Raw genomic sequence first — 12,548 nt, 5'->3', positions numbered from 1 at the left:
GTGCGCCTGAAGCTGACGCTGCTGAACCCGCGGACGACTGCCGTCGAGGTGGAGCGGTTGCTGGACGCGGTGGTGGCGGCGGGCGAGGCGGAGGAGAAGCGGTGACGGGTCCTGCTGCCCGGGGCGCCGTGCCGGACCCAGGCCGGGGCGCCGTGCCGGACCCAGGCCGGGGCGCCGGGCCGGACCCCGCTCCTCGAATGCCGGAGGGGCTGAATCGGGCCGAGAGGCTGAAGCGGCCCGCCGGGCCTGAAAGCGCGGGGAGCGATCCCCTCGACCAGCCCGATCCCCTCGACCATCCCGATCACCTTCGCGCCGCCGACTCCGCCGCCACCGAGACGTTGCTGCGCGCGTACGTCCGGGAGACCGGTGTCGAAGTGCCGGGCGACGGCGGCGTGTTGTATCTGCCGCTGCCGTGCAGTGCGCTGACCCTGCGCGTCCGCGTGCTGTACCGGTCCGTCACCGGATGGCACCGGTTCGGGGCCGTTCGCGTCGTCACCTCCCAGCAGGGCGGCAGCCTGCCCGCAGACGCCGCGCTCGTCGCCGCCGCGCTCGTCCGGGAGTCCACCCTCGGGCGCGGCGCGCTGCCGCATCTCGGTGGGGACGCCGTCGCGCGCGTGCTCGGCTCCGCCGCGCGGACCGGGGCCCATCTCGTTCGACGCCGGGCCGAGAAGCCGGGCGCGCGGGGCCCGACGCCCTTCCTCGACGCCGAGCAGGCGCTGCTCCTGGGGCACCCCTTCCACCCCGCGCCCAAGAGCCGCGAGGGCGCCTCGGACCTTGAACTCGACGCGTACTCGCCCGAGTTGAGAGGGTCCTTCGCGCTGCACTGGTTCGCCGTCCACCCGGACGTCCTCGTCGGCGAGAGCGCCGACGGCCGTACCCCCGCCGAGCTGCTGCGGCCCCTCACCGCCGGGCTCGACCTGCGGGTGCCGGACGGGATGGCCGTGGTGCCCGCGCATCCGTGGCAGGCCAGGGACATCCTCGCGCGGCCCGCCGTCGCCGCGCTCGTCGACGCGGGGCTGCTGCGGCCCCTGGGACCCGCCGGGCCGAAGTGGCACCCCACCTCCTCCGTACGGACGGTGCACCGGCCCGACGCCGACGTGATGCTGAAGCTCTCCCTCGGCATGCGGATCACCAACTCCCGCCGCAACAACCTCCGTAGCGAGATGCGCCTCGGCGTGCGCGCCGCGCGGCTGCTGGCCGCCGGGCCCGCCGGGCGGCTGCGCGCCGAACACCCGGAGTTCGGGATCCTGCGCGACTTCGGTTGGGTGTCGGCGGGGGTGTCGGCGGGAGCCGGCACGGACGACGAGACCGGCCTGGAGACCGCCGTACGCGACAACCCCTTCACCGGCCGGGGGCAGGAGGGCCTCTGCGTCGCCGGGCTGGTCGCCGAGCGCACCGGGCCCGGCGACGGATCGCCGCCCGCGTACCGCGCGCTGCTCTCCGAGGCCGTCGCCCGTACCGCCCGCGCCCACGGCGTCTCGACCGCCGAGGCGTCCGCGCGCTGGCTGGCCGCGTACCTCGACGTACTCGCCGTCCCGCTCATCCGGCTCCACGCCTGGTACGGGATCGCGCTGGAACCGCACCACCAGAACACCCTCGTCGCGCTCGACGCCCACGGACTGCCGCGCGCGGGCTGGTACCGCGACAGTCAGGGCTACTACGTCGCCGCCTCCCACGCGGCAGCCGTGGAGCGGCTGTTGCCGGGCGCGGCGGACGGGCTCGATCTCGTCTTCGACGACGCGTTCGTGGACGAGCGCGTCGCGTACTACCTCGGCATCAACAACCTCCTCGGCCTCGTCGGCGCGTTCGGCGCGCTCGGGCTGGCCGACGAGGGCGACCTGCTGCGTGTGCTGCGTGCCCGGCTGGAGCGGCTGCGGGCCGCCGAGCCCGGCGCGAAGGGGCTGCTCGACCTGCTGCTCGACGCGCCCGTGCTGCGGTGCAAGGGCAACTACCTGACCTGCGTGGACGGGCTCGACGAGCTCGTCGGGGACGTCCAGTCCCAGTCCGTCTACGTCGACCTGACCAACCCCCTCGCGGAGGCCCGCCGGTGACCGAGTCCGAGTCCGAGCCCGAATCCGAATCCAGTACGGATGTGTACGACCTCGTCGGCGTCGGGATCGGCCCCTTCAACCTCTCGCTCGCCGCGCTGGCGGACGGCGCACCGGATCTGCGCACGCTGTTCCTCGACGCGAAGCCCGCCTTCTCCTGGCACCCCGGCCTGCTGATGGAGGGCACCACCCTCCAAGTGCCCTTCCTGGCGGACCTGGTGACGATGGTCGACCCGACGAGCCCGTGGTCGTACCTCAACTATCTCCGCCACCACGACCGGATGTTCCCCTTCTTCTTCTCGGAGCGCTTCCACATCCCGCGCCGCGAGTACGACGCCTACTGCCGCTGGGTCTCCGACGCGCTGCCGTCCTGCCAGTTCGACGCCCACGTGGACGAGTTGGGCTGGGACGAGACGGACGACCTCTTCGTGGTCGCCCATCGCGCGGCGGACGGGACCAGCACGCGGGTGCGCGCCCGGCAGATCGTCCTCGGGGTGGGGACGAACCCGGTCGTGCCGGAGCCGCTGCGCCCGCTGCTCGCGGCAGGCGCGGCAAGCGCCCACGCGGGCCGTGTCCTGCACAGCGCCGACTACCGCACGCACCGCGCACGGCTCGCGGCCTGCGACGACGTCACCGTCATCGGCGCCGGCCAGTCCGGCGCGGAGGTCGCGCTGGACCTGCTGCGGCACCAGGACGGGGACGGGGCGGGCGGACCGTACGTCCGCTGGCTCGCCCGCACGAACGCGTTCGCGCCGATGGAGTACTCCAAGATCGGGCTCGAACACTTCACGCCCGACTACATCCGCTACTTCCGCGCCCTCCCCGAGGAGCGGCGGGAACAGCTCGTGGCGGAGCAGTGGCAGCTCTACAAGGGCGTCAGCGAGGAGACGCTGGCCGAACTGCACGACGAGCTGTACGAGCGGACGATCGGCGGCGCGGAGCCGAGGGCCGCGCTGCATCCGGGAGTCGCGATCGTCGCGGCCGAAGTCGACGGTGCCGGCTATGTGCTGACGTGCCGTCATACGCAGCAGGACGCGCTTTTCGAGATCCGTACGTCCGCCATCGTGGCGGCGACCGGCTACACGGCCACGCGCCCCGCCTTCCTCGACGGCGAGCACGGTCTGGGCACGCTCGTGGACTGGGACGAGAAGGGCCGCTACCGGATAGACGGCGACTACCGCGTCGCGCTCGACCCCCGTATATCGGGCCGCCTCTACGTCCAGAACGCCGAGTTGCACACGCACGGCGTCGGCGCCCCCGATCTGACGCTGGGCGCGTGGCGCGCGGCGACGATCCTGAACGCGGTGGCGGGCCGCACGGTGCTGCGCGTGCCGCGGCGGGCGGCGTGGACGACGTTCGGGGTCCCGCGCTCCGCCTCCGAGTCCGCCGCCGTCCCCGCGGCGGTCGTGCGGCCCTGAGAGTCTGGAGCATTCAGCCGAGTCAGAGGAGAGGAGAGGTAACGATGAACCACCCCAACCGGGCCGCCTGGGAGCAGGCCGGCCGTCGGCTGCTGATCAAGGCCGTGGAGGAGTTCGCGTACGAGGAACTGCTCGTACCCGTACCGGCGGGCCCCGGCGCCTACCGGCTCGACCTCGGCGACGACGTCCACTGGACGATGCGCGCCACCCGGGGCACCTTCGGGACCTGGCGGGTCGAGCCCGACAGCCTGCGCCGCCACCCCCACACCCCGGACGCCGGCCCCGAGCGCCTGCTGCTCGACGCGCGCCCCGTGCTCGGGTGGGACGGCGCCACCACCGCGGAGGTCCTGCGCGAGCTGACCGCCACCCGGCGGGCCGATGCGGTGGCCCTCGCCACGGCGCTGCCCGCAGCCGCGCTGGCCGACCTCGGGCATCTGGAGCTGGAGGCGTACCAGGACGGGCATCCCTGCATGCTCCTCAACAAGGGCCGTCTCGGCTTCTCCGCGTCCGACACCGCCGCCTACGCGCCCGAATCGGCCTCCGACGTGCGGCTGTTGTGGGCCGCCGTGCACGGCGACCTCGGCGCCTACTCCGGCGTCCCCGGGCTCGACGCGGAGCAGTTGCTCGCCGAGGAGCTGGACGCGGCCACGCGGGAACGTTTCTCCGCAGTCCTCGCCCAGGAGTGCGCCGAGACCGGGTTGCCCGCCGACCTCTTCGTCTGGCTGCCGGTACACCCCTTCCACTGGGACGAGGCCGTCGCCACCCTCTTCGCGCCCTATCTCGCCGACGGCCGCGTCGTGCTGCTCGGACAGAGCGACGACCGCTACCGCCCCCTCCAGTCCATCCGCACCCTCGCCAACATCGACCACCCGCACCGCCGTAATGTCAAAGTCCCGCTCCTCATCCGCAACACCCTGGTGTGGCGGGGGCTTTCGACCGCACCGACCGGGGCCGCGCCCGATGTGAGCGCCTGGCTGCACGCCGTACGGGACGCCGATCCGTATCTGCGCGACGAGATACGCATCCATCCGCTCGGCGAGGTCGCGGCCGTCGCCGTGGGCCATCCGCTGTACGAGTCGGTCACGGACGCGCCGTACCGCTACCACGAACTCCTCGGCGCCGTCTGGCGCCAGCCGGTCGCGGCGCTGCTCGACACTGACGCGGGTGAACGGGCCCGGACCATGGCGGCGTTGCTCAAGACCGGTTCCGACGGGCGTTGCCTCACGGCCGAGTTGGTCGGGCGCTCCGGGCTCACCCCCGCCGCCTGGCTGGAACGGTTCTTCGGCGCGCTGCTGCCGGGCCTGCTGCACTACCTCTACCGCTACGGCGTCGCCTTCTGCCCGCACGGCGAGAACACCGTCGTCCTCTTCGACCGTGACGAGATCCCCGTCGGGATCGCCGTCAAGGACTTCGCCGAGGACGTGAACCTGCTGCCCGGCGCCCGGCCCGAGTACGCCGGGCTTCCCGAACGCGCCGACCGCGTCCTGCTCCGCTGGCCGGCCCACGAGCTGGCGCACTCGCTGCTCAGCGCGGTGTTCGCCGGGCACTTCCGGTTCTTCGCACCGCTGTGCGCCGATCAACTCGGCGTGGACGAGGACGTGTTCTGGGCGCTCGTACGCGCCGAGATCGAGCGTTACCAGGCCCGCTTCCCGGAGCTGGCCGACCGTTTCGACTCGTACGGCCTCTTCGCCGCGTCCTTCGACCGGGTCGCGCTGAACCGCGAACAGCTGCTGGGCGGCGGCTTCCACGACCGCTCGGAGCGGGACGAGGGCTTCGACGTGGTGCACGGCACCGTGCCGAACCCGCTGGCAGTGGCACCGGCGACCCCGACCCCGGCACCGGCACCGGCACGAATAGAGGATCAGAAATGACCGAGCGGTACGACCCGTACGAGCTGTTGCGAGCCGAGGCCGCCGCCGGGAGGGTCGAGGAGGTCGTCGTCGCCGTCCCCGACCTCCAGGGGCGCCTCCAGGGCAGCCGCCTGTCCGTCCCGTACTTCCTCGAAGAGATCGCGAACGGCAGCGCGGGCTTCGGCGCGTGCGTCTACCTCCTGGCCTCCGACGTGGAGATGGACACCCGCCCCGGCTACGCGATCGACGCCTGGGGGACCGGCTTCGGCGACTTCCTGCTGCGGCCCGACCCCGCCACCCTGCGCACGCGTCTCCCCTGGGACGAGGGCACGGCCCTCGTCCTCGCCGACGCGCACTGGCCGGGCGCGGCCGACTCCCCGGTCGCCGTCGCCCCCCGCCACATCCTCCGCACCCAGCTCGACCGCCTCGCCGAGCGCGGGCTGACCGCCCTCGCCGGTACGGAGCTCGAATTCCTCGTCTTCCTCGACACCTACCGCGCCGCCCGCGAGACCCGCTACCAGGGCCTGACGGCGGCCACCACGTACAACGTCGACTACTCGCTCCAGGGGCTCTCCGACATCGAGCCCGTCGTACGCCGCATCCGGCGCGAGATGGGCCGCGCGGGACTGGCGATGGAGACGGCGCGCGGGGAGTGCCACGCGGGACAGTACGAGATCGTCTTCCGTTACGCGGAGGCGATGACGACCTGCGACAACCACGTCTTCTTCAAGAACGGCGCCAAGCAGATCGCCGCCCAGGAGGGCGTGGCGCTGACCTTCATGCCCAAGTTCGACGAGGGCGAGGGCAATTCGTGCCACATCCATCTCTCCCTGCGCGGCACGGACGGCACCGCCGTACTCGCGGACGACACGGCCGACGACGGCATGTCGGAGCTGATGCGCCACTTCGTGGCCGGTCAGCTCGCCTGTCTGCCGGACTTCGCCCTGCTGATGGCGCCGAACATCAACTCCTACAAGCGCCTCCAGCCCGGCGCCTTCGCCCCGACCGGCATCACCTGGGGCCGGGACAACAGGACATGTCCGATCCGCGTGGTCGGTACGGGCTCCTCGATGCGCGTCGAGCACCGGGTGCCCGGCGGGGACGCCAACCCGTACCTGGCGGTCGCGGCTGCGGTCGCCGCCGGGCTGTACGGGATCGAGCACCGGCTCGAACTCCCGCCCCCGCACAGGGAGAACGCGCTCGCCGACCCCTCGGTGCCCCGGCTGCCCAGCACACTCACCGAGGCGCTGCACCGCTGGGAGAGCAGCGACATCGTGGCGAAGGTCTTCGGCGAGTCCGTTCGCACGCACTACGCGCAGGCGGCCCGCACCGAACTGGCCGCGTTCGAGACGTCGGTGACGGACTGGGAGCGGATGCGCGGCTTCGAGCGCCTGTGATCGCCCGACGTCCGACTCAGGTCACTAGCTCGCGGCGCCGCCGTAGTTCTTCTCGATCTCGTCCAGCACCTGGCCCGCGCCGGTGTAGCCGATGCCCAGCATCCACAGGTTGTCGTCGACCTTGAAGGCCGTCTTCTCCTTCACCGCGGCCAGGTTCTTCCAGAGCGGGCCGCCGATGATGTCGGTCTCCTTGGCCTTCTTCGCGTCACCGTAGGCGGAGTAGAAGATGACGTCGGCGTCGGCCTGGTCGATCTTCTCCGGGCTGACGTCGAGCGAGAAGCCGTCCTTGTCCTGGTTGGCGGGGCGGCCCACGCCGAGGTCGGCGAAGATCGAGCCGACGAACGTGTCGTTGAGGTAGAGGCGCGTGTCGGCGCCCTCCACGAAGCGGACGAAGCCGAACGTGGTCTTCCCCGTCGCCGCCGGTCCGCCGAGGGCCGTGGCCAGCGACTTCACGCGGGTGTCGTACCCGGCGGTGACCGTCTTCGCCTCCGCCGCCTTGCCGAGGGCGTCGGCGTGCAGCTCGAAGTTCTCACGCCAGTTGGGGCCCGTCGTGTCGGAGAAGACGGTCGGGGCGATCTCCGACAGCGGCTTGTAGTTCTTCTCGTCGCGGACCTTGCTGCTCAGGATGAGGTCGGGCTTGAGGGCGGCGATGGCTTCGAGGTTCGGCTCGGCGATCAGGCCGACCGGCTTGATGTCCTTGAGCCTGTCCGCCGGGAGGTACGTGGAGAACGGCGCGCCCGCGACGGCCGTCGTGGCGCCGACCGGCGTGACCCCGAGCGTGATCGCGGAGTCGAGCGCGTCCGTGTCGAGGACGACGACACGCTCCGGGTCGTCCGGGACCTTCACCTCGCCCATGGCGGTCCGCACGGCGTGCGTCGCTCCCGAACCGCCCTTGTCCGAGGACTCGTCGCCGCCGCACGCGGAGAGCGACACGGCGAACGCGGTGACCGTGGCGGCGAGGCCGAGACGGCGAGTGAGGTGTGTGGACACGGTGGGGAAGCCTCCCAGACAGCCGCCCGGAGTCGGCCCGGACGTAACTAAGGTGAACCTAACCTTAGCGGGGTGGGGCGACAACTGCCGGACATTACGCTCCAGTCACAGGGCCCGCACCTGCCATGTACGTACCATCGCGGGATGGCGCACCCACGCACCGACCCCGCCTGGGGCACCCTCCTCGACCTGGGCGAACGGGCCGGGGGCCCCCTGCACCTGCGGCTCGTCCGGGCCCTCCGGGCGGCCGTCGTGGACGGCCGGATCGCTCCCGGCAGCGCCCTGCCGCCCAGCCGGTCACTCGCCGCCGACCTCGGCTGCTCCCGCTGGGTGGTGACCGAGGCGTACGCGCAGCTCGTCGCCGAGGGGTACGTCGAGGCGCGCGGTGGATCGGCGACGCGGGTGCGTACGGTGCCGGCCGGGCGGGCCCCCTCGTACGAGCTGCGGGTCCAACAGGCGGCCTGGAAGCCGGAGTTCGACATGGTGCCCGGCATGCCCGACCTCCGTGAGTTCCCCCGTAAACGGTGGGCCGACGCCGTACGGGAGGCGACCGGCACGCTCACCCCCACCGACTTCGGCTATCCGGACCCCGCCGGCCACCACGCGCTGCGGGAGCGGATAGCCGCCTATCTCGTACGAGGCCGGGGCGCCGCGCTCGACGCCGGGCAACTCGTCGTGTGCGGCGGCACGCTGGACGGCGTGCTCCGGCTGAGCCGCGCCCTGCGCGCCGCCGGGCACACCCACGTGGCCCTGGAGGACCCGGGCTGGTCCCGGCTCCGTACCGCCGTGACGGCCGCCGGGCTGACCGCCGTCGCCGTCCCCGTGGACGACGACGGGCTGCGCGTCGACCTGCTGCGCCGCGAGCCGCGCGTAAGGGCGGTGATCGTGGCGCCCGCGCACCAGTTCCCCACCGGTGTCGTCCTCAGCCCGCTCCGCAGGGCCGAACTCGTCGCCTGGGCACGGGAGACGGACGGCCTGATCATGGAGGACGACTACGACGCCGAGTTCCGCTACGACCGCCACCCCGTCGGCACGCTCCAGGGCACGGCCCCGGAGCGGGTCGCCCTGATGGGCTCGCTCAGCAAGACGCTGTCGCCCGCCCTGCGCATCGGCTGGACGGTCGTGCCGCCGGGCGTGACGGGGCTGCTCGACGGGCTGTACGCGGCGGACGCCGCCGGGTCGCCGCCGCCGGTGATCGACCAGGCGGCGTTCTCCCGCTTCCTGGAGTCGGGGGCGTACGACCGGCATCTGCGCGCCTCCCGGCTCCGGTACCGGCGGCGCCGCGACAGCCTCCTTACGGAGATCGCCGGACGGCTGCCGCGACACCGGGTGTCGGGGGCCGCCGCCGGTTTCCATCTGCTGCTCCATCTCACGGGGTGCGCGGCCGGGGACGTGGTCCGTGGCGCGGCCCGGCGCGATGTGCGGCTGGCGGATCTGGCGGAGTACACGGCGGGCGAGGCCGCGGCCCCGGGCGGCGCCCTGGTCATCGGGTACGGCAACCTCGCCGACTCGGCGCTGCCCGAAGCCGTACGGCGGCTGGCCGACGCGATCCGCGAGGCGGGCGGCCCGGCCGCACCGGCCCGCTGATCGGCCCCGCTACGCCGCCGGTTCGCCCGCCGTGTCCAGCCGCGCCCGTACCTCCGCCGGCAGCTCCACCTCCAACGCGCCCAGCACCTCGTCCAGTTGAGCCACCGAGCTGACCCCCACGATGGGCAGCACCGCCGGATCCGCCCCCATCAGCCAGGACAGGACCACCTGGTTGGGGCTCGCGCCCAGCTCGTCCGCCACCTCGCGCAGCACGGCGAGCCGCGCCGGGGTGCCGGGGTGGTCGTACGCGGCGGGCAGAGGCTTGTCCGCGCGGGTGTACCCGCCCGAGAGCAGCGACGAGTAGGCCATGAGCGTCAGTTCGGGCTCGCTGCGCACGTAGTCCAGCAGCTCCGGGGTCACATGCACATGCCCGGACTCCGGCAGGCCGGTGTCGAAGCGCGGCTGGAGGTAGGACTGGCGCTGCTGAACGCAGGTGTACGCCGCCCAGCCGTTGGCGCGCGAGACGTCCCGCGCCCGCGCGGTGCGCCACGCGGTGTGGTTGGAGCAGCCGATGATCCCGGCCCGGCCGCCCCTCACCAGGTCGTCCAGCGCGCCGAGGGTCTCCTCCAGCGGGACGGACCGGTCCTCGATGTGCGTCCAGTACAGATCGATCCGGTCGGTGCCCAGCCGCCGCAGGCTTTCGGTGGCGGCCTTGCCGATCGCCCCGGACGACAGCCCTTCGGCCGTCTCCAGGCCGGTGCCGGGGACGGTGGGGCGGGCCCCGGCCTTGGTCGAGATCAGCACCTCGTCCCGGCAGCCCCGGCTCGCCAGCCAGCGGCCGACCGTGGTCTCGCTCTCGTCGCCGGTGGCGCCGGGGACCCAGAAGACGTAGTTGTTGGAGGTGTCGATCAGATTGCCTCCGGCCTCGACGAACCGGTCGAGGATCGCGAAGGACGTCTTCTCGTCCACGCCGCTGCCGAAGGGCAGCGCCCCCAGGCACAGCGCACTGGCCAGGGGCCCGGACGGCCCGCCTATGCGGCGTCGTCGCATCTCGGCACTCCTCGTGTTGGTGTTCGCGTTCGTGTTCGTGTTCGTGTGTTGCGCGCTTTCACGCTAGGCGTCGATCGGCCCGGTGTACCGGTCCGATCGTCGGCGGGAAAACCGGACCAACAGGAAGGTCGGGAGCCGTTCGTGTTCTTCCCGCGTCCCTTGGGGAACAGGTGCGATTACCCCCACAGTTCGAGGAGAGACGAACGTCATGAACTTCGCCACGAATGCGCCGAAGAGCGGACCGGTCGAGACCACACTGGGTGAGCAGCTGCTCCTCCTGTCGCTGGACGACGAGTCCGGGGCCGAGAAGGAGCCGGCGAATGTCTCCTACGCCATAGCGGCGGCGTCACTGGTCGAACTGGTCCTCGCGGGCCGTGTCGAGGTGAGCGAGGACCAGGTCACCGTCCTCGACGCGGCGCCCCTTCAGGACCCGACCCTGGACACGGCGCTGGCCGACATCTCCGGCGAGGAGAGGCGCAGGCCGCGCAGGACGAAGGAGTGGATCGAGCACCTGAAGAAGGGCGCGGTGGCCGGGACGACCAGGAGCCTCGTGGACAAGGGCCTGATCCGCGAGGAGAAGAAGAAGGTGCTCGGCCTCTTCCCCGTACGCCGCTACCCGGAGGCCGACGGCTCGGTGGAGTCGGCGCTGCGGGAGCGGCTCGACGAGGTCGTGATGCGCGGGGCGGTTCCGGACGAGCGCACGGCGAGTCTGGTGGCTCTGCTCCACGGGGCGAAGCTGCACGGACTGCTGTACCGGAAGCCGGAGTTGGCGACCGCCAGGACGAACATGGAGAAGGTCGCGCACGGTCAGTGGGCGGGGCCGGCGGTACGCCAGGCCGTCAAGGCGGCCGAGGACGCGCTGACGGCGATCGTCGTGATGACGGTGGTGACGACGACCGTCCTGTGACCGGCTGACGGGACCTCACCAGCCGGTGAATACAAGGTGGTTGACCAGCAGCGCGACGAGCGCCTGCCCGGCCAGCCATCCCCGCCGCCGGCCGGGCAGCAGGGCGGTGGCGGGGATCAGCCATAGCATGAACGGCAGCCAGATGCGCTCCGTCTCCGCCTTGCTCATCCCGGAGAGATCGGCCGCGAGGATCGCGAGCAGCGCCGCCAGGACGAGAACGGCGAGGCGGAGCGCGGGTGTCGAGGGTGCTCGGGTGCGTCGCATGCTCCGTACGGCGCGGGGCGCGAGCGTCAGGACCCGGCCGAGGCCCGCCACCGTCGCGAGCCCGACGGCCAGGGTCGTGGCGGCGAGGTTCCCCCAGACCCAGTACGAGTACGGACGCACCCCGCCCGCGCCCTGGTAGTAGCGCACGACCAACTCCTGATACGCCTCCCACCAGTTGAACCCCGCGATCGTGAACGCCACCGGCACCACCGACGCCCCCACGAGCACCAGGGGCAGCGGGCGCGCGGTGCGGGCCAGGACGAGGACCCCGAGGCCGGGGAGCGCCATGAGCGTCAGGCCGTACGAGAGGTAGCAGGTGAAGCCGTACAGCAGCCCGGCACCCAGCGCAGCGGCGGCGGGCAGGCGCGTCGTACGGGTCGCGGCGAGCGCGAGCAGGGCGAGCGACCAGGCGGCGACGCCCGCGAAGTAGCCGTCGGCAGATGTGCCCATCCAGACGGCGGCCGGGGCCAGTGCCAGGAACGGCGCCGCGCGGCGCGCCGTCCCCTCGTCCGTGAGGGCGCGGAGCGTGACGAGTACGGCGGCCACGGCCGAGCCGCCCACCACGATGCACCAGACCCCCGCCCACGAGCCGCCGCCGAGGCCGATCCGGTCGAGCCAGACGAAGGTGAGGGTGGCGCCCGGCGGATGGCCCGCGACGTGCGCGGGCCAGTTGCCGGGGTCGCCGATCACGATGTGGTCGGCGAAGCCGCGCAGCGTCGCGCCGATGTCGGAGAAGCGGTCGATGACCGTGAGGTACTCGTTCTTGGTGGTGAGGCGGCGCGCCACGCCCCAGTGCCAGCCGTCGACGAGCGCCAGCGAGAACGTCCAGGCCAGCGCGGCGGCCCAGGTGGTGAGGAGGAGCGCGCGCCACGGCAGCCGGGCGGCCAGGCCGGGGCCGTACGCGACGATCAGGACGGCGACGGCGAGCGCGGCGGGGGTGCCCGGGCCGGAGCGGGGATCCCACGTGCCCAGCAGCGGAGGCCAGTTGACCTGGAGGCTGCCGTCGGCGCGCTGGATCGCCGATCCCACGAGCGCCGCCGCGGTGACGAGGGCGACGCCGACCGCCGCGGCGACGAGATCCCGGCGGTGGGGGCGGC

General features: G+C 72.8%; 9 protein-coding genes. 6 read left to right on the top strand and 3 right to left on the bottom strand.

Translation table 11 applies throughout. The features are described from left to right. Window positions 1-197: 197 nt before the first annotated feature. From P3L51_RS31295 to P3L51_RS31280, 4 genes are read left to right on the top strand one after another with little or no spacing between them, the layout of a single operon-like run. Entirely contained in the window at window positions 198-2,051 is a 1,854-nt protein-coding gene (locus P3L51_RS31295; protein WP_354608707.1) for an IucA/IucC family protein, read from the top strand. After that, window positions 2,048-3,466 (top strand): lysine N(6)-hydroxylase/L-ornithine N(5)-oxygenase family protein, encoded by a 1,419-nt coding sequence (locus tag P3L51_RS31290; RefSeq protein ID WP_354608706.1) that lies wholly within the window; start codon window positions 2,048-2,050, stop codon window positions 3,464-3,466. Before P3L51_RS31295 ends, P3L51_RS31290 begins: the two co-directional genes overlap by 4 nt. A gap of 44 nt (window positions 3,467-3,510) precedes the next feature. Continuing rightward, window positions 3,511-5,337, top strand: a complete 1,827-nt coding sequence (locus P3L51_RS31285; protein WP_354608705.1) for an IucA/IucC family protein — start codon at window positions 3,511-3,513, stop codon at window positions 5,335-5,337. Then, the gene (locus tag P3L51_RS31280; RefSeq protein ID WP_354608704.1) at window positions 5,334-6,713 is read left to right on the top strand and encodes a glutamine synthetase family protein; all 1,380 of its coding nucleotides are present in this window, start codon (window positions 5,334-5,336) and stop codon (window positions 6,711-6,713) included. The genes P3L51_RS31285 and P3L51_RS31280 overlap by 4 nt, the downstream gene beginning before the upstream one ends. Window positions 6,714-6,737: 24 nt before the next feature. On the opposite strand, the gene P3L51_RS31275 is transcribed toward P3L51_RS31280, so the two are convergent. After that, a complete protein-coding gene (locus P3L51_RS31275; RefSeq protein ID WP_354608703.1) occupies window positions 6,738-7,703 on the bottom strand; it encodes an ABC transporter substrate-binding protein in 966 nt (321 codons plus the stop codon). 144 nt (window positions 7,704-7,847) lie between these two features. On the opposite strand from P3L51_RS31275, the gene pdxR reads away from it, so the two are divergent. Then, entirely contained in the window at window positions 7,848-9,290 is a 1,443-nt protein-coding gene (gene pdxR, locus P3L51_RS31270) for a MocR-like pyridoxine biosynthesis transcription factor PdxR (RefSeq protein ID WP_354608702.1), read from the top strand. A 9-nt stretch (window positions 9,291-9,299) separates the two neighbouring features. On the opposite strand, the gene P3L51_RS31265 is transcribed toward pdxR, so the two are convergent. After that, window positions 9,300-10,280, bottom strand: a complete 981-nt coding sequence (locus P3L51_RS31265) for an aldo/keto reductase (RefSeq protein ID WP_354608701.1) — start codon at window positions 10,278-10,280, stop codon at window positions 9,300-9,302. Between the two features lie 208 nt (window positions 10,281-10,488). Here P3L51_RS31265 and P3L51_RS31260 point away from each other — a divergent pair, with 208 nt between their 5' ends. Continuing rightward, on the top strand, window positions 10,489-11,187 hold the full coding sequence (locus P3L51_RS31260) for a GOLPH3/VPS74 family protein (RefSeq protein ID WP_354608700.1): 699 nt from the start codon (window positions 10,489-10,491) through the stop codon (window positions 11,185-11,187). A gap of 15 nt (window positions 11,188-11,202) precedes the next feature. Here P3L51_RS31260 and P3L51_RS31255 read toward each other — a convergent pair. Further along, window positions 11,203-12,548, bottom strand: a 1,346-nt coding sequence (locus P3L51_RS31255; RefSeq protein ID WP_354608699.1) for a hypothetical protein, incomplete at its 5' end; no start/stop codon positions are given.

This window comes from Streptomyces panacea (assembly GCF_040560175.1).
Lineage (GTDB): Bacteria > Actinomycetota > Actinomycetes > Streptomycetales > Streptomycetaceae > Streptomyces > Streptomyces panacea.
Note: the sequence above shows the minus strand (reverse complement) of the source record. Positions and strands in the feature narration are given on the sequence as shown.